This window comes from Actinoplanes sp. NPDC021490, assembly GCF_055562135.1.
In genome coordinates this window covers 202,602-224,817 of sequence record NZ_JBVHFW010000008.1, presented here as the reverse complement: position 1 = coordinate 224,817, position 22,216 = coordinate 202,602, and the positions used below count along the sequence as shown (strand labels likewise).

Below are 22,216 nucleotides of genomic sequence, written 5' to 3'. Positions count from 1 at the left end.
GAAAGGTCCCTCTACCAGCCAAAACAGGTTGCGGAGATGGAGCACCACTCATCTCCGCACATCTCCGCATCTCCGCAACCCGGCCCGTCCCAAGATCATGCGGAGATGCGGAGATGTGCGGAGATGGTTTTCCGGCATCTCCGCAGCACATAACCGCAGGTCAGGCACCGTGCTGCGGAGATGCGGAGATGTTTCAGCAATCCCAGCCTGAATCGAAACCCCGCGGAACCCCGACCGCCTCAGAGCCACACAGAGACATCGGCGCATCCCCTCGCGCCACCCCTACGCCGATCTTGGTTCTAGGGCGCTCTCAGCGGGCCAGCCTGAGCAGTTCTTGCCGACCGGGGGCCGCCGGGGTCCCCCGGACACCCCTCGCGTGCACAACGGCGCCCAGGGCCGTTCTGCACGGTCCTCGCAACCGCCCTCGTAGTGGAGGCACTGATGGCGACGCGCACTTTTCTGACCGTGCCGGAGTTCCTGGCCGAACTGGACGTTCCGAAGTCGACCTTTTTCCGATGGAAGGCCCTCGGTCAAGCCCCTGAAACCTACAAGCTCCCCAACGGGCAGCTCCGTATCCGCCGCGCCGATTACGAGGCATGGCTGGCAAGCCGGAAGGAACCGCAGCACGCATGAATCTCACCTATGATGTGCGGCTCTGGAGTATCCGAGAACACAAAGGCAAGAACAGGAAAACCGGTAAGCCGCGCAGCACGTTCCGATTCCGCTGGCTGGTCGCGGGACAGGAATTTGGTGAGTCATTCCAGACTCGCCCGCTCGCCGAGAGTTTCCAGTCCAAACTGGTTACAGCTCAGCGGGAAGGAACGGCATTCGATTCTCTCTCGGGATTGCCAGAGCCGATGGCCCGAGAACGGAACAGTGTTTCGTGGTACGCGCACGCCATCGAATTCGTGGACATGAAATGGCCGCGCTCGTCCGGCAATCACCGCAAGAGCGTCGCGGAGTCCCTGGCAAATGTCTCGATGGCACTACTGGTGCCCTCGCGTGGTGCGCCGCCTGATTCCGAGATACGGAAGGCGTTGTACGGCTGGGCTTTCAACACGATCAGACGAAGCGGAGGAACACCGCCGGCCGACGTGGCATCAGCGCTTGAGTGGATCGAGCGCAACACCGTGAAGCTGATGGCCTTGAGCGATCCAGCCGTGACTCGTAAGGCCCTCGACACTCTAAGCCAGCGGCTTGACGGAAAGGCTGCCGCCGCTACGACCGTGGCCAGAAAGAGGGCAGTCTTTTACGGGGCCCTTTCCTACGCCGTTGAACTACGGCGGATACCGTCGAACCCGATTGATCACCTACAATGGAAGCCGCCACGGTCGGACGACCAAGTCGATCGGCGATCAGTAGTCAATCCAGCTCAAGCACTTACGCTGCTTCAGGCAGTACATGACAGAGCCCCGCGCTACGTCGCATTCTTCGGCACCATGTACTACTCGGCGCTACGACCAGCTGAGGTCATCCATATCCGCGCCGATAACTGCATTCTGCCGGAACGCGGCTGGGGCCTCTTTACCCTCACAGGATCTACGCCGCATGTCGGCGCCGATTGGTCTGACGACCCTTCTACGGTTCAGGAGGATCGGGAACTGAAACATCGAGCGAAGAACGCGACACGAGAGGTGCCCATTCCGCCGCCGCTGGTACGCGCCTTGCAATGGCATCTGGCCGCCTACGGCACAAGCCCTGACGGACGACTGTTCTTCGTTCCCGGCTACGGCAACAAGCCGGTCTCCAAATGGTCGTACCTCAACGTTTGGCGGAAGGCACGAGCCGCCGCGCTGACTGAGGCGCAGCAGCGCTCTCCGCTTGCCGCGCGACCCTACGACCTGCGGCATGCAGCGGTGTCGACGTGGCTGAACGCCGGTGTGCCAGCCACCCAGGTCGCCGAGTGGGCCGGCCACAGCGTCGCGGTCTTGCTCAAGACATACGCCAAGTGCATCGAGGGAGGGGAGCAGGCGGCCCGGCAACGCATCGCGACGGCGCTCGGCCTGGCGGACGAAGACATGTGAGCCAGGGCCGCGCGGCACAAACTTTGCCGCGTATTTGCCGTGACGGGTGGGCCACGACGGGCCGCGGTGAGACCTAGTGGGACTGCCCAATGTGGATGATGGTGCTCTAGCTGGGCTGCGAACGTGCAGCTCAGCTAGGGTTTGTGCTGGTTAGCGGAGGCGGACGGGAATCGAACTCGCCTGGCCCGGATGCCGGGCCACACCGGTTTTGAAGACCGGGAGGGGCACCAGCCACCTGAACGCCTCCGAGGAAACCATAGCCGCCTCGGTGAGCGGAGCGATCACGGCCGTGCCACAGTGGGGTGGTGACGACCACCGATGCTCCCCGGCTGACCCAGTATGCGCACGGCGGCGGCTGTGCCTGCAAGATACCGCCGGGAGAACTGGAAGCCGTGGTGGCGGGGCTGATTGGGACAGGTTTGCCCAAGGGGCCCGGCGAGCTGCTCGTGGGGCTCGACGACGGGGATGACGCGGCCGTGGTCAGTCTGGCCAACGGCACCGCGGTCGTGGCCACGGCCGACTTTTTCACCCCGGTGGTCGACGACGCGTACGACTGGGGGCGCATCGCCGCGGCCAATGCTCTGTCCGATGTCTATGCGATGGGCGGCACCCCGGTTGTCGCGGTGAATCTGCTGTGCTGGCCGCGTGATCTGCTGCCGATGGAGCTGGCGGCCGAGGTGCTCGCCGGTGGGCTGGCGATCGCCCGGGACGCCGGCTGTCACCTGGCGGGCGGGCACAGCGTGGACGATCCGGAACCGAAGTACGGCATGGCGGTCACGGGCATCGCCGACCCGCATCGGCTCATGCGTAACGACGCGGGGGTGGCGGGGGTGCCGTTGACGCTGACCAAGCCGCTCGGTGTCGGGGTGCTCAACAGCCGGCACAAGGCGACGGGTGAGGTGTTCGACGAGGCGATCGCGGCCATGACCACGCTCAACCGGGGGGCCTCGGCCGCGGCGTTGCAGGCCGGTGCGGTCTGCGCGACCGACGTCACCGGGTTCGGGCTGCTCGGCCACCTGCACAAGCTGGCTCGGGCCAGCGGGGTCACGGCACGCGTGGAGGCAAGCGCGGTGCCCTATCTGAACGGGGCCCGGCAGGCGCTGAAGGACGGGTACGTCAGCGGCGGCACCCGGCGCAACCTCGACTGGGTTCGGCCACACCTCGACGCCGGGGTCGGCGAGGACGAGCTTCTGCTGCTGGCCGACGCGCAGACGTCGGGCGGGCTGCTCGTGGCCGGTGAGGTGCCGGGCTATCCGGTGATCGGTGAGCTGATCCCGGCCCGTGAGGACGGCACGACCCTGGAGGTCCGGGCCTGACCGCACGACCGGGGCTTGACTTCGAGTGCACTCGAACTGGAAGGCTGGGCCCATGGTGAACGGGGTTACCGTCGGCGAGGCCGCCGAGATGGTCGGGCTCACGGCGCACACGCTGCGCTGGTACGAGCAGGAGGGCCTGGTCGAGCCGATCGGGCGTGACTCGGCCGGGCGCCGTCGCTACCGGGAGGATGACATCGGCTGGCTGCGGCTGCTGATCCGGCTTCGGAGCACCGGCATGCCCGTACGGGAAATGCGCCGTTACGCCGAAATGGTGCGGGCCGGGGACGAGACCGTGGCCGATCGGCTGCAGCTTTTCGTCGAGCATCGCGAGCGGGTCCTGACGCGCATCGACGAGCTGCAGCAGGACCTCGCGATGCTGGACATCAAGATTGCTCTGTACGGGGAGATGGCCCGGGCTCAGCAGGAGATGTCTGGCGCGCGTTGAGTCGCTCGCGCTGCGGCACGACCGTGTAGCGCGGATCCTTGGCCGACTCGACCCCGGCCTCGAACACGCCGAACCGGGTCAGCACCGAGCCCGCGAGCAGCGACACCCCGGCCAGCGCCGACACCACCCGGCTGCGGCGGCCGACCACTGCGCCCACCGCACCGGCCACCGTCAGCGCCCGCGCGACGCGCAGCAGCTTGCCCGGCCGGCCCGTGTGGTAGGGCTCGCTGAGCAGCCCGTATTTGTTCTCGACCCGATGCCCGGCGGTCAGCTCGATCGCCGCTCCGGCCACCGCCATCCGCCGCGCGGGCCGGCCGGGGGCGGCGATCAGGCCGACACCGGCGCCGCTGGCCAGGGCGCTTCCGGCGAACATGAACGGCAGGTCGGGATAGACGGCGTTCCAGCTGGGCACCGCGGTGTCGGCGAAAAGCACCGCCGTGTACGTGGCCAGGCCGGGAGCGAGCGCGGCGGCGCCGTAGCCCGCGGCCGCACCCACCGGGGGCAGCACCTTTTTGGCCAGCCCGAGAACACCCCGTTCCGGCAGCAGCGGCGCCACCTCGGCCGCGGCCGCCACCCCGGCCGCGCCGCCGAAGAAGCTGAGCAGCCAGGTGCCCATCGACATCGGTGACGTCGGCTTGGCCACGCGCAGCATGTGGTGGAAACGGTCCGGGCGCCCCAAGTCCTTGATCAGGAAGAACGTGCTGGCCCCGAGCGCGCCCAGCGTGACCGCCCGGCCGGTGCGGCGCAGCCCGACGTCACCGGTGGCCTGCGCGCCCGCGGCCAGCAGCGAGGAGCCGGCCGCGAGTCCGCCGGTGAACAGGTAGATCGCGATGTCGTGGGTCCACACCGGAGGCCGGACGATCGGGCGCCCGTAGTAGGACTGGAACTCGGCGCGGGGAACCATCGAGCGGTCCCCGTCGCGGCGCGGGCTCACGGGCGCCGTCCCGCGAACGCCACGATCGCCGTCGCGGCCATGGTCAGCGCGGCCAGGCCGGCCTTCTTCCACATCGAGGGCAGGTCGCGGGTCGGCACGTGCGGGTCCGGCGGCAGCCCGTAGACCTCGGGCTCATCGAGCAGCAGGAAGAACGCGCCGTCCCCGCCCACCCCGTCGTCCGGGCTCTCCCCGTACAGCTTGGCCTCGGGAACGCCGGCCTCGTGCAGCTGCTCGACCCGTTTCGCGGCGCGTTCGCGCAGCACATCGAGCTCACCGAACTGGATGGACTCGGTCGGGCACGCCTTGGCGCAGGCCGGTGTCTGACCGTCGCCGAGCCGGTCGTAGCAGAGCGTGCACTTCCAGGCGCGCCCGTCGTCCTCGCGACGGTCGATCACCCCGTACGGGCACCCGGAAATGCAGTAACCGCAGCCGTTGCAGATGTCCTCCTGCACGACGACCGTGCCGAACTCGGTGCGGAACAGCGCGCCGGTCGGGCAGACGTCGAGGCAGCCCGCATGGGTGCAGTGCTTGCAGACGTTCGACATCATCAGCCAGCGGAAGTCGGTGCGCGGCGCCGGAGCCGACCGGCCCGGCAGATCCGTCATCGGCATGCCCAGAAACTCGGTGCCCGCCGTCGCGGCCGCCGCCAGCGCGTCGACCGCCGGAGGAATGCCCGGTTCGGTGCCGGTCGGCGCGGGAGTCGTGGCGGCGACCACGTTGGTGGCCGGAGTCGAGCTCGGCCCGGTGGGCAGCCCGAGGAACGCGCTCGAGCCGCGGGCCGGCTGCTCGATGAAGGCCACGTGCCGCCAGGAGTTGGCGGTCAGCCCGCCCGTGTTGTCGTACGACTGGCCGAGCAGGTTGAACCCGTCGTCGGGCACGTTGTTCCACGTCTTGCAGGCGACCTCGCACGCCTTGCAGCCGATGCACACCGACGTGTCGGTGAAGAACCCCATCCGCGGCGGGGCCTCGGTGAATCCCGCGTCCTCGGCCGGGTCGATCGGGCCGTACAGGCTATTGCTGCCCATCGTCGGCGTTCTCCTCGCCCACCGTCATGATCGGCGTGTGGTGGTCGGCGGCCAGTCCGGCCCGGTCACGGTAATCCTGCACATACTCCAGCAGTTTCCGCCCGTTGGGCCGGCGGCCGGGCTGGATGTCGCAGGTGCCGACCTTGCTCTCCTGGATGAGCACGTTCGGGTCGAGCGTGATGCCGATCAGGTCGTTGGCCGAGTCGCCGGTGACCAGGCCCTCGCTGCCCCAGTGGTACGGCAGCCAGAGCTGGTGCACGATGCGGTCCTCGATGCGCAGCGGGGCCAGCCGGTCGGTGACCATCACCTTGGCCTCGATCGCCGCGCGGGCGGTGACGATGTGCGCCCAGCCCATGTGTTGCAGGCCGCGCTCGGCCGCCAGCTCGGGCGACACCTCGACGAACATCTCCGGCTGCAGCTCCGAGAGGTACGCGAGCTGCCGGCTCATGCCGCCGGCCGTGTGGTGCTCGGTGAGGCGGCTCGTGCTGAAGACGTACGGGAAGACCTCGGAATGTCTCTCGGGCGGGCTCGGATTGGTCGGGTTGTCAGGACGCTGGTAGACCTTGCGGGTCGGGTTGGCCTGCTGGCCGTAGAGCGGGTTGCGCACCATCGACTCGGCCGGCTCGTAGTGCGTCGGCATCGGACCGTCGATCAGCCCGCTCGGCGCGTACAGCCAGCCCTTGCCGTCGCCCTGCATGATGAACGCGTCGTCGCCCGAGATGGCCTCGACGCCGGTGGCGCCCTCGGGGGGCCGGTAGGACGGCGGCTTCGTCTTTTCGAAGTCGGGCACGTCGTCGCCGGTCCACTCGCCCTTGTCGGCGTCCCACCAGACGTACTTCTTACGCTCCGACCACGGCCGGCCGTCGGGGTCGGCCGACGCGCGGTTGTAGAGAGTGCGCCGGTTCGCCGGCCAGACCCAGCCCCACTCGAGCGCGACGTAGTTCTGCTCGCTGCCGGGTTTGCGCCGGTTGGCCTGGTTGACGCCGTCCTTGAACACGCCGGTGTAGATCCAGCAGCCACCCGACGTGGACCCGTCCGGCTTCATCTCGGTGAAGTTGTTCAGCAGCTTGCCGGTGCTCAGGTCGTACCCGTTGATCTCCTTGAGCACGGCCTCGCCGTCCGGCTCGTCATCGCCGTAGTCCCAGGTCAGATTCAGAAGACCCTGGTCCCGCGTACGCGTCGAGCCGGCCAGACGCTCCCGGATGATCCGCCCGAGGTGGTAGAAGAACCACAGCTCGCTGCGCGCGTCGCCCGGCGGCTCGACGGCCTTCTCCCGCCACTGCAGCATGCGCTGGGTCTGGGTGAAGGTGCCCTCCTTCTCGGCGTGCGAGGCGGCCGGCATGAAGAAGACCTCGGTCTTGCATTCCTCCGGCACGATCTCGCCCGTGCCGATCTCGGGCCCGTTCTTCCAGAACGTCGCGCTCTCGATCATGTAGAGGTCGCGGACGACCAGCCAGTCGAGGTTGGCCATGCCCAGGCGCTGGGCGCGCCCGTGGGCCGAGCCGACGGCCGGGTTCTGCCCGAGCAGGAAGTAGCCCTTGATCTTGCCGTCGATCATGTTGAGCACCTGCTGATAGGTGCCGTGATCACCGGTGAGCCGGGGCATCCAGCCGTACCCGTAGTCGTTCTCCTCCGTCGCCGCGTCCCCCCAGTACGACTTGAGCAGGCTCACCGCGTACGACTTGGCGTTGGCCCAGAACCCCTTCTGCTCGGGGTTCCGGATCGCGTCGATCCACTGGTCGAACGTCTCGTGCTGCTGGAAGTGCGGCATCGGCAGATAGCCCGGCAGCAGGTTGAACAGCGTCGGGATGTCGGTCGAGCCCTGGATGCTGGCGTGCCCGCGCAACGCCATCACGCCGCCGCCGGGGCGTCCCATGTTGCCCAGAAGCAGCTGGATGATCGCGCCGGTGCGGATGTACTGCACACCGGTGCTGTGCTGCGTCCAGCCGACCGAATAGACCAGGGCGGTCGTGCGTTCCCGGCCCGAGTTGGCCGTCCAGGCCTCACAGACCTCCAGGAACTTGTCTTGCGGTACGCCGCAGAGCCGCTCGACGACCTCGGGCGTGTATCGGGCGTAGTGCCGCTTGAGCACCTGGTAGACGCAGCGCGGGTCCTGCAGCGTCGGGTCGCGGGGCACGTCGGCCGGGATCGGCGGGCCGTGCGACTCCTGTTCGAGGCCCGAGGCGGTCTCGCGGTCGACGTGCGAGTCCTCTTCCTCCTGGCCCTCGTCCTGCTGACCCGCGTACTGCCAGCTCGACTGGTCGTACGTGTTGGTCTCGGGGTCGTAGCCGGAGAACAGGCCGTCGAGCTCCTCGGTGTCCTGGAAGTCCTCGCTGACGAGCATGGACGCGTTGGTGTACGCCAGCATGTACTCCCGGAAGTCCTTCTCGTTGCTCAGGATGTAGTTGACCACGCCACCCAGGAAGGCGATGTCGGCCCCGGCGCGCACCGGCAGGTAGGTGTGCGCGAGCGCGCTCGTCCGGGTGAACCGCGGGTCGACGTGAATGACCTTGGCACCGCGGTTCTTGGCCTCGACGACCCACTGGAAGCCCACCGGGTGCGCCTCGGCCATGTTCGAGCCCTGGATGATGATGCAGTCCGCGTTAGCCAGATCCTGGAGGAATCCGGTGGCCCCGCCACGGCCGAAGGAGGTTCCCAGACCGGGAACCGTGGCGGAGTGTCAAATACGCGCCTGATTCTCGATCTGGATGGCGCCCATCGCGGTGAAGAGCTTCTTGATCAGATAGTTCTCTTCGTTGTCGAGCGTCGCCCCGCCGAGACTCGAGATGCCCAGCGTACGGTTCAGAGGCTTGCCGTCCGGGTCACTGTCTTCCCACGTCGCGTCGCGCGCGGCCAGCACCCGGTCGGCGATCATCTCCATCGCCGTGGCCAGATCGAGTTCTTCCCAGTCTTTCCCGTACGGGCGGCGGTAGAGCACCTTGCGCTGCCGGCGATCGCTGGTCACGAGGCTGAGACTGGCCGAACCCTTGGGACAGAGCCGCCCCCGCGAGATCGGGCTGTCCGGGTCGCCCTCGATCTGAACGACCTTCTCGTCCTTCACGAAGATCCGCTGCCCGCAGCCGACCGCGCAGTAGGGGCACACCGACTTGGCCACCCGGTCGGCGGTCTCGGTGCGGGGCTTGAGCTCTTTCGACCGCTTGGACTGGGCCGCGGCCCCTCGTCCGAGCGGATCCGTGCCCGTCAGCTGCCGATAGACCGGCCAGCCTTCGATCCACGTCTTCACGCCCACGATCACGACCCTAACCCGTGTTCCGCCCCATCGCACGCGGCGCCGATACGGGTTTTTTCTTGAGCAGTTCCCCCCACAGCGCCTCGTCCACAGGGTCCGCCTTCTGCATGCCGATCGGCGGCGGTTTCGTGATACTGGGCTTGATGGCCAGCCTCGAGAGTCGCCCCGAGATGCGGCGGTGTCCCCGCTGCGGCCACCTCACGCGGGCCGATCGCATGGTCAAGGGCTTCGGCCGCGACTGCGCCACCCAGCTCGGCCTCACCGGGCGCGCGGTCGACGTGGGTCACGAGGGACCCGACCTTCTCGACCTGCTGGCCGACGTGGAGCCCGAGGACGAATGCGACGGCTGGGACAGGCCGGGCGACGCCCAGCGCAACCCGCTCTGAACCGATGCGACGCCGGCCCTCCTCACGGTCTAATCTGCATCCGCCCGACCGGCCGGATGGAAGGACCCCGATGCGCAGGCTCGCCGTCATCGCCGCGATCGCCCTCCTGGCGGCGCTCCTCCCTGCGGCCGCGGCGCAGGCAGCGCCCGGCGAGACCCTGCGCCTGCCCGACGTGAGCGTGGTGCCCGGCGGCGCGGCGCGTGAGGTCACGGCCGTCTTCAGCGCTCTCCGCAACAACCAGCCGGCCCCGTTCACGCTCGAGTTCGACATCGCGGCCGCCTCCCGCATCGCCACCGTCGAGGCCCGCCCGGGGTGCACCGCCACCGCCACCCGCATCAGCTGCCCGTTCACCCGCGCCTTCTCCGTCGAGCAACGACTGCTGGTGACGGCCCGGCCCGACGCGGCGATCGGGGCAACGGCGACCATTCCCGTACGGGCGATGGCCGCCGGAACCCTGCGCGCGAGCGCGACCGGCACGGTGACCATCGCCGAGGGCGTCCAGCTGGCGGCGGCGCAACTGCAGGACGACGTCACGTTCGCGACCGGCACCGCCACCCCGCTCGCCGCGGGCATCCGCAACACCGGCGACAAGGCCATCACCGGCCTGGTCCTCGCGCTGCGCACCGGCCAGGGCTTCGCGATCGGCGACCAGCGCAACTGCGCCGAGATCGACCACGGATTCGCCTGCCATTTCGGCACCGAGCTGGCCCCCGGCCAGGAGTATCGGCTGGCCACCCCGCTCCGGCTGATCGCGGCCGACGAGATCTGGGCGCCCAGTAAATGGCAGGCTCATCTCGAGTGGTGGACCGAGCAGGACTGGATCGACGCCGAGGGCCGCTTGCCCGCGGGCGGCCAGGGCCCCGCGCTCGAGCTGACCCCGGTCGTCCGGGCCGCCGCGCCGCAGACCGACATCGGCCCGGACACCAACGTCGACTTCTTCTCGATGACCGTTTCCGGCAGCAACCGCTCCAACATCAACGCGATCGGCGCCACGGCCACAGCCAAGCCCGGCCAGACCATCACCGTACGGGTCGGAGTGCGCAACAACGGCCCCGCCCGGCTCGAGGGCTACGGCGCCGAACTCGGCTCGTACCTGACCGTCGGCGTGACCCCGCCCGAGGGCACCAGCGTGGTCGGCACCCCAAAGCTATGCGTGCCCTTCGATCTCGGCAACCCGATCCCGCCGCCGTGGCCGCCGAACGCCGCGTACGGGGACGGCAACCTCTACTGCTTCAGCGACGACCTCTCGTGGTCGCCGTACTACCCCGGCGAAACCACCACCTGGGAGATCAAGCTCCGCATCAACCGCCCCGGCACCCTGCGCGGCAAAATCTTCACCCACGTGGTCGCCCCGGCCGCGTTCCCCCAGGGCGACACCAACCCCTCCGACAACGACGCCGCCATCGTGATCAACGCAGCCGGCCCGGCCCCCGGCACCGGCAACGGCACCGGCGGCACGGGCGGCGGCCTGCCCATCACCGGCGCCAACACCGAACTGGTCGCACTGATCGGCCTGACGTTGCTGCTGGCCGGCGCAGTCACCCGAATGGCCGTCCGCCGTTGAAGACCGCGCCGCAAGCGTCCGTCCCGCACTTGTACGCCTAGCGCCGCCTCGCGACTGTCCACTGTCGTCTAGCCGACACATTTCCCTGGTGTCGATACCCAATACGATGGCGGCATGTCGCCACAGACCTCCGTCGTCTCCGTCGGCATCGATGACGGTCCGGGGCCGTTGGCCGGTTCCGACGTGGTCTTCCTTCCGCTCACATCCGATGGCGACACGCCGATCTACCCCGGCGAAGTGCCCGAGCTCATGGCGGCGCTGCAGGCCGCCGACGTCTCCTCCCGCACGTGGGATCCCGCTGGCACGGCCGAGTTCGTCGCGTATCGCGGGCCGATCACCGACACACTGATCCAGATAGCCGTCGGCATCGCCTCGTCCGGTGGCTGGCAGGCAATTCAGTCCTTGCTGGAACGCCGCAGAGGGACGGTGCGCGTGATCGCCGTCTACGAACGGGGCGGCGAACGTTTCCGCCTGGAGGTGACCGGGCCGCCCGATCAGGTGGCCAAGGAACTTCAGCGACTCGACCCCTTCAGGCCGGAGTCGCCGGCATGACGGCCGCGTCCCGCCGGAGTCATGCCCATGGTTGACGAGGACAATCCGGGCCGGACGCCGGTCACCCTGGTCGGGGAACGCCGCCGGATCATTCGGGAGACCACCGACACCCTCCGGAACTCCGTTGCCGTACGGGACATGGGCGCGCGGATGCTGTTGCTGGAGGAACTCGATCTGGCTCTGGGAGCGAAGCTCGAGTTGCGTGAGGTCGGTCTTCCCCGGGTCCAGATCGTGCAGCTGGCCACGGCCTGCGTGGACCACCCGGGCGGGCTGCGCATCCTCGCGGACTGCCTCGACCTGCTGGAGTCGGACGCGCGCCGGGTGCACGCGATCTTCCGGCTGGCCGACGAATGGCAAGTGCTCAAACAGTTCGCTGATCATGAGTTGCACCGTCTCCGGGCCGAGCTGCTCGACATCGAGATGACCGGCGAGCTGCACAGCTTCGTCGCCGAGCGCCGCGACGAACCGATGCCTTCGTACTGCAGTTCGGCCTGGCATGTCTTCGCGTACCTGGCCGGGATCTCGGCGACCGCCGACGGGCCCACATGGCTTCGATTCCTCGAACAACTGATCACCAGAGTCGGTGCCGGTGCGCAGCCTCGGATACGGGGCCTGGTCGATGTGCTGTCGGCGGAGTGGGAAGACTCGAAGCCGGCGCCGGAGCCGCCGGCCCCCACCGCGGTTCGCGCGGCTACCGCCTATCTCGTCATACAGTTCGAGAAGTACGGCGCCGACGACGAGACCTTCATCATGTCTCACTGGTATCAGTGGGCGTCCCCGTCGTGGCAGCCGATCCGAGGTGAGGACCGGCATGTGCCGCGCTCCCGCCTCGAGGAGGCCGTCGATGAGGTGGTGCTCGAGGCCGAACGCCGCTGGGCCGATCGCGACGGCCCTGTTGCCATCGAATTCGTGTTGCCGAGCCAGCTTCTGAACGAGCCGGTCGATCGCTGGCGCAAGGAGCTCCGCACCCGGCCACGCCGGCTCGCCATCCACTACCCCTTGGTGATCAGAAGCCTGGAGCGCATCAGATCGGACGAGTGGCATCGGGAATGGCGGGGACGATGGCGAATCGTTCGCGAGGGAGAGGTCCGGGAAGGACTCGTCCACTGCGCGTCCGGCGAAGAGGCCGACGTGCAACTGGAAGCCACGATCGAGCGCGACGGAAGTGCCGTCGTCCTGGTCCTGAGTGAACCCCCTCTGCCCGACACGACCGGTGAGCAACAACTCCTGGTCGGACTCCAGGCAGGTTTGCCCGCTATTGTCTGGTTTCGGAATGCGGGATCACCCCCGGAGGACCCCAGTTCTCCACAGGAGAGCCGTGAATCAAGAACTGAGGAGCCCTGTGAGGTCGTCTCGAAAATGGTGAACGTCGGCCTGGGCCACGCCGAAGGAGTAGCGCAATTGCCCCAGCGTGTCGCAGAGTTGAGACAGGAGGCTTGGCGCGAGGACCCATTCGCCCTGACCGATCGGATGGGCCACAGGTTAGTGATCTTGTGGGACGATCCTGAGCGACAACCGTCTCGCACCGGGCCTGCCGGCAGTGACAACCGAGAGGTTCGAGAGGTTCACGCATGAGCGGGGACAGTCACCGGGGGACACGCGGCGGCGGCGCTCGTTCGAGCCTGACTTACCCCGGTGAGTCCACCTCCGCCTGCCCGGCCCGCTCCCAGCGGACGGCGACCGCTTCATGAAGGACGGATCACCCCCGAGCGTCCCCCCGTCCACGACGGAGAGACGACTGTTTCCAAGCGGCGGGCCACACGTCGCGGTCGTGGTTCTCGACGACGATCCGGCACTGGAATTCTGGTCGGCCGACATCGACCAATTCCTGGCCTCGGTACGAGACCTCAACGTCTTTTCCGCCGTGGAAACCAGGCAGTTCCGCGTCGGTATCGGCGGACAGGTCCGCGTGACCGACGGCTCCGACGAGCCCACCACCCTCCCGGCCGGACCGCGAACGGTGTTCGTGCTGACCCCGGGTCGCTCGCTTGTGCCGCTGCAGGAACTGATCGTCGACTGGGCCCGGGACGGCCTGGTCGCCGTGGTCAACCTCCTCCCCCAGCAGTTGTGGCGAGATCGGGGTCTGCGCGTCGTCGATGCCGCCTGGTCCCCGGGCGACGGGGCGGGAACGACCGCTACGACACCGTGGCGAGTGTCGGGCCTCGACCTGCGCTCCCCGGCAGAGAAGCGGGAGGACGCGACCCGGACGGCTGTGCCGATTCTGGAACGTGGCTCCGACTGGCTCGCACAATGGGTTCGGCTCCGGCAACACACGGACGGCGGAGTGGTCAACCTGCCCGCCGTGCTTTTGCCCGCCCAGAACAACGCCGGACCCAGCGGTCGGCCCATGAGCGCCGCGATGCTGGTGGCTCGGTTCCGCGCCACCGCTTCCCCGCAGGCCTTCGCCCTGGCCACTCGTCTTGCCGCGGCTCCGCTCAACGTGCGCACGATGCGCGCCCTGCAGCGAACTGCGCTTCGTTCCGGGCCTGTTCATCTCACCGAGGTACTGACCAGCAGCCTGCTGCATCCGCCGAAACACGGCCGGCGGGACGGGGATACCAGCATCGTCTATGAGTTCGTCTACGGCGTGCGTGAGGAATTGCTGTCTCTTGCGTACCGCGACCGCACGATCGAAGTTCAGCACGTCGTGGAGGACGAACTGGCTCGCGACGTCGAGGCGGTCCGCAACTTGACCCTGCGCGTCAAGGAGCCTCGCCGTGCCGCCTACCAGACGATCAACCACGCCGCCCTGCCTTACTTGAAGGTCGAGCTCGCCGTCCATGTCGCCCTCGGCGGGCCTAATTTGAACGCCGCTCAGCAACTGAGCCGCAAGATCGGCACGCCTGTTCGCGTTCAGACACGTCGAGCCCCCCTCGTTTTGCCCTCTTCGCGCATGGAGTCCGTAATGTCTGAGACACTTCCTTCTCAGGGTTCGTCCGATCCCATGGGCGCCGCACGGCCGAACCCGGGTCACGAACACGACTTGGAGGGAAGCACCGTGTCGGCCATGACCGACGGCTTACGGACGGCTCAGGGGCGTGATTCCCGCTTTCCCGCGGTTGTCGGTAACTTGCCGATGCGCAACAGCAACTTCACCGGACGGCGCGATCTGCTCGACGCGCTTCACCATAGGCTCCGGGCCGGCACGACTGCCGTCCTTCCCGAAGCCTTGCACGGCGCCGGCGGCGTCGGGAAGTCTCAGCTCGTCATCGAGTACGTCTATCTTCATCAGCAGGACTTCGATCTGATCTGGTGGATCCCGGCCGAGCGGTCCGCCCAGATCCAGAACTCGCTGACCGAGCTGGCCGTGCGTCTCGGCCTGCCGGTGCAGATCACGGCGAACACCGCGGTGCCGGCCGTCCTGGAAGATCTGCGGATCGGCCGCCGCTACAAGAACTGGTTGCTGGTCTTCGACAACGCGGAGGACCCCGAGGACGTCGAACGGTTCTTCCCCAAGGGTGGTCCGGGCAGCATCGTGGTCACGTCACGCAACCCGAGCTGGGGCGGCATCGCCAACACCTTGCCGGTCGATGTCTTCGACCGGCAGGAAAGCATCGAACTGATGCGCCGCCGTGACCCGAGGCTGGCCGTCAGCGACGCCGACCGGCTCGCGGACCGGCTTGGTGACCTGCCGTTGGCGATCGAGGCCGCGGCGGCCTGGCGTGCCGAGATGGACCTGAGCGCCGACGAATATCTGGCCCGCCTCGAGGAGAGTCAGCCGGAGCTGACCGAGGACGCTGCCGCCGGGGACCTGGACTACCCCGAGCACGTCGCGGCGGTCTGGAACATTTCGCTCAGCGGCCTGCGAGACCTGGAACCGTCGACACTGCGATTGCTCCAGCTCTGTGCCTTCTTCGCGCCCGAGCCGATCGTCCGGGTCCTTCTGTCCAAGCCTCGAGGGCTGCGCATCCACCCGGACCTGGATCCACTGATGCGAAATTCCGCGGGCCTCAATCAGGCGATCGCGACCATCGGGAAGCTCGCACTGGCCCGGATCGAACACCGCACCAACTCGTTCCAGATGCACCGCCTGGTGCAACGGGTTCTGATCCATCAGATGGATCCCGAGACACGGGATGCCATGCGGCACGGCGCCCATCTGCTGCTCGCGGGCAACGACCCCGATCAGCCCGACGACGCCGAGCACTGGGCGAGATACGCCGAGCTCTACCCCCACATCCTCGCCTCAGGCGCGGAGAGCTGTCTCGACGAGATGGTTCGCGACACGATCTTGAACGAGTCGGTTTATCTGTGGCGGTGGGGCGACCACGCCGAAGCCCGCAAGCTCGCGAAGCGGGCTTACGATGCGTGGTCCAAGGTGGGCGACGAGACCGATCCGGACATCTTGCGCATGGCGTGGTGGCTCGGGTCGATGCATTTCGTCAACGGCAGCTATGCCGAGGCCGCAGCACTGAACGCCCGCACGCTTGAGCTCTACCGGACCACTCTGGGCGAGGATCAGGAAGAGACGCTCAATGCGATCGGCGCCGTCGCCGCCGACCACCGGGTCGCGGGAGACTTCGCCGGCGCCCTCGAGCTGTCGCTGACGGTGTACGAGCGGGCGAGCGCGAACTTCGGTGAGAGCTGGCCGTTCACCTTGCGCGCCGCGCACAACCTGGCCGTCAGCATGCGGCTGTCCGGCCTTTTCGGCCGTGCGCTGCAGCTCGACGAACAGCGGTACACCCGGCTCGTGCAGATCTTCGGAACCGACCACTCGGAGAGCCTTTCCACGGCCGGCGGCATCAACCTGGACCGGCGGGAGCTCGGCGACTACGTTGCCGCGCATGCCAATCAGGAAGATGTGGTCGCCTCCGCACGCCGGGTGCTCAAGTTCGACGACCACCCCGACGTGCTCCGTCAGAGCCACGACCTTGCCAGCTTCCGGCGTAAGGCAGGCTGGCTGCAACAGGCCCTGGATCTTTCCAGCGATGTGCTGCGCCGCTATCGCAGCCGATACGGCGACAAGCGACCGGAAACGGTGCTGGCGCTGCTGACCGTCTCCATCGACCAGCGCGTGACCGGCGACCTGGCCGCGGCACGGGAGGCCGGCGAGGCAGCCGTCGCCGGCCTGCAGGAGCTCTACGGCGACACGCACCCTCACACGGCCGGCAGCAAGTCCGACCTGGCCGTCACTCTGCGCCTCCTGGGCGAATACGAAGCGGCGAAGGCTCTGAACGAGCAGGCCCTGCAGACGTTGAAGGAGCGGCTTTCGAATTCGCACGCGCTGGTGCTGTCGGCCCGCATCAACCTGGCCAGCGATCTCTTCGAACTCGGCGATTTTGAGGGCGCGCACAAGCTCGACACGGAGAGCTTCGCGCAGTGTGCCGGCCTGCTCGGCTCCGCCCACCCGACCACCCTGGCCTGCGGAGTCAATCTCGCCATGGATCTTCGCGGGCTGGCTCGGGACTCCGAGGCGAGCCGCCTCTTCACGGAGTCGATGGAGAAGTTCCGGACCAGCCTGGGCGACGAGCACCCGGCGACCGCGGCGGCCGCCGCGGGTGTCCGGGCCAACTGCGACATCGACCCGCTTCCGCTGTAGTGAAGCGACAGTCAGTGAAGCGGTAGTCGAAGCCGGCGGGTCAGGCCAGACGCCAGCCCGCCGGCCTCGGCGTCCCCAGGCCGGGGCCGCCGAGCCGGCGACCGAGCCAGCGCGCGGCCGCGAGCGGATCGATGTCCTCGCCGGCCATGGCCAGCAGCAGTTCGGGCCGTCCCAGGACGGCCTGCGCTCCGGGGTCAGTCGCTCTGTCCAGCGTCAACCCGAGGCCGACCCACGCGTGCGCATCACCCGAGTCTCGTTCCAGATCACGGAGGTAGCGCTGACGAGCGGACTCTGATCGACCGGAGATCAGCTCCATATCGGAGGGCGTGCTGCCGGCCACTGTCACCGCGGAAAGGTCCGGCACACCGGCGAGCGCATGCCGGACCAGCACAGCTCGGCCGTCAAGCAGGCCCACCTCGGGCAGTGACACGACCGGCTGGTCGTCGTCGGAGAGTGCCGAAGCCGGAACGGGTTCGTCTCGCCGGAAAGCCTTCCTCAAGGCGGCACCGAGCGACTTGTCCACCGGCATGCAGTACGTCCGCCACAGCGCGTGATGGTCGAGGGCCATGTCCTCGGCCAGGCCAAGGATGTCCGCCGGCACCGGGTCCGTCAGCCAGGACGCGAGCTGGCTGTGAAGCACGTCGACGAACTGGCTGCCGATCTCCGTCAGCCGTCCACTGCCGGACAGCACCCGGGCCGATCCGTACGCCTGCCGGCGCCAGAGGGCGAACTCGAACTCGGCCAGGGAGGCCTGCTCCGCGGCGGCATGCCGACGGTGGACCCGCCAGAAATCCGTGATGCCGGCGAAGGCGTAAAGGCCCTGCAGGAGGCCCTCCAAAGGACGGGGATCATCACGCCAGGGCGCGTAGTAGCGACGCTCCGATCCGCTCCTGACGAAGGTGAACATGTGCAGCAGCGCACCGAGCTTCTGATGCTGCCCCTCATGGATCAAGGTGGCCGCGAGCTGGGTGGAGTCATCCGGCTCGGACAGGAGTATCCCGCCGAACGCCTCGGCGCTGGAGGCGGACTGAGGACGGTACGGGCTCTGACGTGGTTCCGGCGTGACCGTGCGAAGGGCCGACGCCACCCCGGCGGCTCGCGCCGGTTGTTCCCGGACCAGCAGCTGCCAGGCCTCAGCGAGCAGGCGCCGCCAGCGCTCGAGCTCGGCCGGGCCGAGCGGTCTGGGCGCTCCGGGACTGCGGAGATCCCGGTAGACGTCCCGATCCAGCAGGGTCAGGCGCAGACTTTTCCCGTCGGCGTCAGCGTCGACGCGCACCGGCTCGTGCCACCGTGGATCGCCGAGCCCGGCCCGGACAGTCACCGGCCCGCCGTTCAACGTCAAGGTGCGGCCGTCGGACGTTACCCGCACCGGGCTCGCCTCGTCCGGGAAGTCAGCGGCGCCCACGGTGGGCAGGACGACGACGCCGTATCGGACCGGAACAGCCAGTTCGTAGGGGACGCCGGCGCGGTACGCGCAAGCTGCCACTATGCCGTGCAGATAACCCACCTCGGGCCAGAGCGGCTCTCCCGTCCCGGCGCCATCGACCTGGCGAACGGTGTAGGCGGCCCACAGCCCGACCTGGGGCTGGGCGAGGACGTCCTCACAGGCGGCGGGATCGCTCCGGTAAGCCTGACTCAGCAGATCCCAGACCGTCTCGATGGAGGCGAGCGGTCCGGTCACATCGGGAGCGGCCCGGCACGAGTCGAGCAGCGTGAGCAGGGCCGTCAGACGCCAGCTACGCTCCGTCCTCCAGAACGGTCCGACGACACTGTCGTCGCCTCCGCCCGTGGCCAGCACCCGGAAACGTTCATGGTCAACCTTGTGGTGGAGTCCCCCGTTGGGCTCGGTCACATTCGACGATCCTCCGCTTCCGAGCGTGTCTCGCCCGGCCGGCGCGTGAACGACGGGTTGTAGCCGTTGATGCTGCTCTCCGAGTCGGAGAGCCTCTCCTTCACCCGCACGATCGCGGCGGTGATGCCGGAGAGTTCAGCGGAGCGCAGGGTCGCCACGTTCTCCGTCGAAAGATCGAGCAGCTCGGACTCGATTCCGGCCGAGTTTTCATCCATCCGCGGTTGCCTCCAGGAGGGTGACGTCGATAGCCATCATCGCCTATCCCCTTAGCGCAACGGAAGCGTTACACGGAGCAACCCGGAATCACATAGCGGTTCGTCTATTTTTTGAGGTTGGCCGCGGCGGCTTCGAAACGGCCCATGGCCTCGTCGTTCGCGGTGAAGAAGCGCACCGCCTCGACCAGTTCGGACAGGGCGCCCGGGTAACGCAGGCAGGTGCGGAGAATGGCAATCGCGTCCAAACGGGGAGCCGGGTTGCGACGGATCTGACCGTAGACCGTGCCCCGCAGGAGCAACAGGATCTCCTCCCGGTCGTTGGGGCGGCGGAACTCCTCGATCTCGGTGAGGGCGTTCACCACGGGCAGCAGGGCCGACGGGGGCACGTCCACCGGCGGCGGGGACGATGACGGCCCGGCGCGGCGCAGAAGGTGGCCCTCGTTGCCCAGGGCGTCGCGGAACCACAGGTAGGTCGGGGTCTGCTGCAGGGAGCCGTGGGCCCGCATGGCCTCGAAACGGGCCTGCAGGGCGTCCGTGAGGGTCGCCGGGTCGGTGAGCAGGGGCAGACCGTGCTCCGTCAGCAGGCTCAGCACCTCGTTGCTGAACAGGCCCGTGCGCCGGCGGCCCAGGTTGACGGCGGGCTGGCCGTAACCGGCCGCGAGATAGACGTCCTGGGCCCGGCCGGGAACCGGCTCACCGGCGGGGAAGGTCTCGTGCCCGGACACACGCGCGGGCGTCCCGGGGCCGTGGACCTGACAGACGTCGGCCAGCCACACCTGCCGGTCGAAGCCGGTCACCTGGTCGGTGCCGAACCGGCGCAGCATCGAGTCGAGATCCAGGTCGACCGGGTCGTCGGCGACGGCGTCGGGATAGAAGAGGCGGCGGCGACGGTCGAGATCGACGTAGCCGTGCCCGCCCCACAACACGTACAGGGTGCTCTCCGTACGCGCCGAGAGCTCACGGACGAACAAGTCACGCACGGTTCCGCTGCCGGCGGGCCGGCAGTCCACCCCGGCGGGCAGCGCCCCGGCCGGCGGGACCGGTGAGGCCAGCACGACGACGCGCTCGGGAGGAACACCGCTGGTGACGAAGAAGTGGGCGAAGCGCACAGCGTCGTCGACCGGGCCGGCCAGCGACCAGTCCGGGCCGCCCTGGTATTCGTCGATGCCGACCAGCACAACACGGGTGTCACGTGGATCAGGGGCGGCCGTCACGACTCGACGATACGGGGCGCCGGCCACCCAACGTGACGAGCGTCATGTGACCTCAAGTTGACCTGAAGTTAGGTTGAGGTCATAAGTTAGGTGAGCCTAATGAAGGCCAGCGCCAGACGAGCTGAAGGAAAGACATACATGGATCGCCCTCTCAGGGTCGCCGTTGTCGGCGCCGGCCCGGCCGGCATCTACGCGGCCGACATCCTCACCAAGGCCGCCCCGAACGCCACGGTCGACATCCTTGACCGGCTTCCCACGCCGTACGGCCTCATCCGGTACGGCGTCGCGCCGGATCACCCGCGGATCAAAGAGATCGTCGTGGCGCTGCACAACGTGCTGGAAAGCCCGCGGATCCGGTTCATCGGCAACATCGACTACGGGGTCGACGTCAAGCCGGAGGAGCTCGAGCAGTTCTACGACGCCACGATCATCGCGACCGGCGCCGACAAGGACCGTGAGCTGGACATTCCCGGGATCGACCTGCCGGGCAGCTTCGGCGGCGCGGACTTCGTCTCCTGGTACGACGGCCACCCCGACGTACCGAGGGAATGGCCTCTGACCGCGACCAAGGTGGCCGTGATCGGGGCCGGGAACGTCGCCGTCGATGTCGCCCGGATCCTGGCCAAGACGGCCGACGAGCTGCTCGAGACCGAGATCCCCGACAACGTGCACAAGGGGCTGCTGGCCAGCCCGGTCACCGACGTGCACCTGTTCTCGCGGCGCGGTCCGGGCCAGGTCAAGTTCACCCCGATGGAGCTGCGCGAGCTGGACGAGTCGCCCAACGTCGAGGTGATCGTGCACCCCGAGGGCATGGAGTTCGACGAGGGCAGCCTGGCCGCGATCCGGGCCAAGCGCTCGCTCAAGATGTGCGTCGACGTGCTGCAGAACTGGTGCGCCCGCGACCCGCGGGACCGGCCGCGCCGCCTGCACCTGCACTTCCTGCAGGCCCCGGCCGAGATCCTGGGCGACGAGAACGGCGTCACCGGGCTGCGCACCGAGACCCAGGAACTGACCGGCGACGGCACCGTACGCGGCACCGGCGAGTTCACCGACTGGGACGTGCAGGCCGTCTACCGGGCGATCGGCTATCTGAGCCGCCCGATCGCCGACCTGCCGTTCGACCACGTCACCGGCACGATGCCGCACGAGGCGGGCCGGGTGCTCGACCTCGACGGCAACCGCGTTCCCGGCCTGTACGCGACCGGCTGGATCAAGCGCGGCCCGGTCGGGCTGATCGGCCACACCAAGAAGGACGCCAGCGAGACGGTGGCCAGCCTGCTCGAGGACGTGGCGAGCCTGCCCGAAGCGACCCGGGACGACGTGCTGCCGTACCTGGCCCGGCGCGGCGTCGGCTACACCACCTGGGACGGCTGGAAGCGTCTGGACGACCACGAGGTCGGCCTGGGCGCCCCGCACGGCCGCAAGCGGGTCAAGGTCGTCCCGCGCCAGCACATGATCGACATCAGCAACGGGGCCTAACGGGCCGGGCGAGGCTCCAGGACGATCACCACGGCTTCCGTGCCGCGCAGCGCCGCGTATTCGTCGAGCTTCTTGTCGTACGTGTGCCAGCGCTCCCAGAGCCTCGCCCGCTCCGCCCCCTCGGCGCGGCGTCCGTGCACCTCGAAGCGGGCGTCGCCGAGCTCGACGGTCGCGCCGGGCCGGTCCCGCAGGTTGAGCCACCAGGCCGGGTGGCCCTCGCCCCAGCCGTTCATCGACATGAGCACCAGGTCGGACCCGTCCTCGAAGCCAGCGCTCACAAACGGGCGGAACAACAAACCTGCACAGTCAACTTATTGACCATCATGTATGCGTGGTGGGACATTGCAGGTGCCGGGCGCCGGCGAGGGCTCCCGCTGACGCCCGGCTGAAAGCTGACGCCCGGCTGAGAGATGACGCCCGG

At 68.3% G+C, this 22,216-nt stretch carries 17 protein-coding genes and 1 tRNA gene; 10 read left to right on the top strand and 8 right to left on the bottom strand.

The window, feature by feature from the left end:
• Positions 1-441 precede the first annotated feature (441 nt).
• Positions 442-633, top strand: a complete 192-nt coding sequence (locus ACZ3I4_RS22690) for a helix-turn-helix transcriptional regulator (protein ID WP_465383980.1) — start codon at positions 442-444, stop codon at positions 631-633.
• Complete coding sequence (locus ACZ3I4_RS22685) at positions 630-2,024, top strand: tyrosine-type recombinase/integrase (protein WP_465383979.1); 1,395 nt, start codon at positions 630-632, stop codon at positions 2,022-2,024. The genes ACZ3I4_RS22690 and ACZ3I4_RS22685 overlap by 4 nt, the downstream gene beginning before the upstream one ends.
• 154 nt (positions 2,025-2,178) lie before the next feature.
• On the opposite strand, the gene ACZ3I4_RS22680 is transcribed toward ACZ3I4_RS22685, so the two are convergent.
• Positions 2,179-2,271: transfer RNA gene (locus ACZ3I4_RS22680), tRNA-Sec, on the bottom strand.
• Positions 2,272-2,329: 58 nt separating this feature from the next.
• Here ACZ3I4_RS22680 and selD point away from each other — a divergent pair.
• Together selD and ACZ3I4_RS22670 are read left to right on the top strand one after the other, a co-directional pair.
• A complete protein-coding gene (gene selD, locus ACZ3I4_RS22675) occupies positions 2,330-3,340 on the top strand; it encodes a selenide, water dikinase SelD (protein WP_465383978.1) in 1,011 nt (336 codons plus the stop codon).
• Between the two features lie 52 nt (positions 3,341-3,392).
• Positions 3,393-3,785, top strand: a complete 393-nt coding sequence (locus ACZ3I4_RS22670) for a MerR family transcriptional regulator (protein ID WP_465383977.1) — start codon at positions 3,393-3,395, stop codon at positions 3,783-3,785.
• On the opposite strand, the gene nrfD is transcribed toward ACZ3I4_RS22670, so the two are convergent.
• From nrfD to fdh, 3 genes are read right to left on the bottom strand one after another with little or no spacing between them, the layout of a single operon-like run.
• Positions 3,724-4,689 (bottom strand): NrfD/PsrC family molybdoenzyme membrane anchor subunit, encoded by a 966-nt coding sequence (nrfD, locus tag ACZ3I4_RS22665; RefSeq protein WP_465384116.1) that lies wholly within the window; start codon positions 4,687-4,689, stop codon positions 3,724-3,726. The genes ACZ3I4_RS22670 and nrfD overlap by 62 nt on opposite strands.
• Positions 4,690-4,715: 26 nt before the next feature.
• The gene (locus ACZ3I4_RS22660) at positions 4,716-5,744 is read right to left on the bottom strand and encodes a 4Fe-4S dicluster domain-containing protein (protein ID WP_465383976.1); all 1,029 of its coding nucleotides are present in this window, start codon (positions 5,742-5,744) and stop codon (positions 4,716-4,718) included.
• Positions 5,731-8,994 (bottom strand): formate dehydrogenase, encoded by a 3,264-nt coding sequence (fdh, locus tag ACZ3I4_RS22655; RefSeq protein WP_465383975.1) that lies wholly within the window; start codon positions 8,992-8,994, stop codon positions 5,731-5,733. The genes ACZ3I4_RS22660 and fdh overlap by 14 nt, the downstream gene beginning before the upstream one ends.
• A 143-nt stretch (positions 8,995-9,137) precedes the next feature.
• On the opposite strand from fdh, the gene ACZ3I4_RS22650 reads away from it, so the two are divergent.
• The 5 genes from ACZ3I4_RS22650 (at position 9,138) to fxsT (ending at position 17,035) form a co-directional block, all read left to right on the top strand.
• Positions 9,138-9,380 (top strand): hypothetical protein, encoded by a 243-nt coding sequence (locus tag ACZ3I4_RS22650; RefSeq protein ID WP_465383974.1) that lies wholly within the window; start codon positions 9,138-9,140, stop codon positions 9,378-9,380.
• Between the two features lie 70 nt (positions 9,381-9,450).
• Positions 9,451-10,944: a hypothetical protein gene (locus ACZ3I4_RS22645; RefSeq protein WP_465383973.1), complete on the top strand. Its 1,494-nt coding sequence runs from the start codon at positions 9,451-9,453 to the stop codon at positions 10,942-10,944.
• A gap of 114 nt (positions 10,945-11,058) precedes the next feature.
• Entirely contained in the window at positions 11,059-11,496 is a 438-nt protein-coding gene (locus ACZ3I4_RS22640; RefSeq protein WP_465383972.1) for a hypothetical protein, read from the top strand.
• Between the two features lie 27 nt (positions 11,497-11,523).
• Positions 11,524-13,071: a VMAP-C domain-containing protein gene (locus ACZ3I4_RS22635; protein ID WP_465383971.1), complete on the top strand. Its 1,548-nt coding sequence runs from the start codon at positions 11,524-11,526 to the stop codon at positions 13,069-13,071.
• Positions 13,072-13,267: 196 nt separating this feature from the next.
• Positions 13,268-17,035, top strand: a complete 3,768-nt coding sequence (fxsT, locus tag ACZ3I4_RS22630; protein WP_465383970.1) for an FxSxx-COOH system tetratricopeptide repeat protein — start codon at positions 13,268-13,270, stop codon at positions 17,033-17,035.
• A gap of 40 nt (positions 17,036-17,075) precedes the next feature.
• Here fxsT and ACZ3I4_RS22625 read toward each other — a convergent pair whose 3' ends face one another.
• The 3 genes from ACZ3I4_RS22625 to ACZ3I4_RS22615 form a co-directional block, all read right to left on the bottom strand.
• A complete protein-coding gene (locus ACZ3I4_RS22625) occupies positions 17,076-18,887 on the bottom strand; it encodes an HEXXH motif domain-containing protein (RefSeq protein WP_465383969.1) in 1,812 nt (603 codons plus the stop codon).
• Positions 18,884-19,102 carry a hypothetical protein gene (locus ACZ3I4_RS22620; RefSeq protein ID WP_465383968.1) on the bottom strand — a complete coding sequence of 73 codons (219 nt, stop codon included), beginning with the start codon at positions 19,100-19,102 and terminating at the stop codon, positions 18,884-18,886. The genes ACZ3I4_RS22625 and ACZ3I4_RS22620 overlap by 4 nt, the downstream gene beginning before the upstream one ends.
• Positions 19,103-19,206: 104 nt before the next feature.
• Complete coding sequence (locus ACZ3I4_RS22615; RefSeq protein WP_465383967.1) at positions 19,207-20,316, bottom strand: effector-associated domain 2-containing protein; 1,110 nt, start codon at positions 20,314-20,316, stop codon at positions 19,207-19,209.
• A gap of 138 nt (positions 20,317-20,454) precedes the next feature.
• On the opposite strand from ACZ3I4_RS22615, the gene ACZ3I4_RS22610 reads away from it, so the two are divergent.
• Entirely contained in the window at positions 20,455-21,795 is a 1,341-nt protein-coding gene (locus ACZ3I4_RS22610; RefSeq protein ID WP_465383966.1) for an FAD-dependent oxidoreductase, read from the top strand.
• Here ACZ3I4_RS22610 and ACZ3I4_RS22605 read toward each other — a convergent pair.
• Positions 21,792-22,073, bottom strand: a complete 282-nt coding sequence (locus tag ACZ3I4_RS22605; protein ID WP_465383965.1) for a nitroreductase/quinone reductase family protein — start codon at positions 22,071-22,073, stop codon at positions 21,792-21,794. The two genes, ACZ3I4_RS22610 and ACZ3I4_RS22605, sit on opposite strands and share 4 nt — an antisense overlap.
• Between the last annotated feature and the right edge of the window lie 143 nt (positions 22,074-22,216).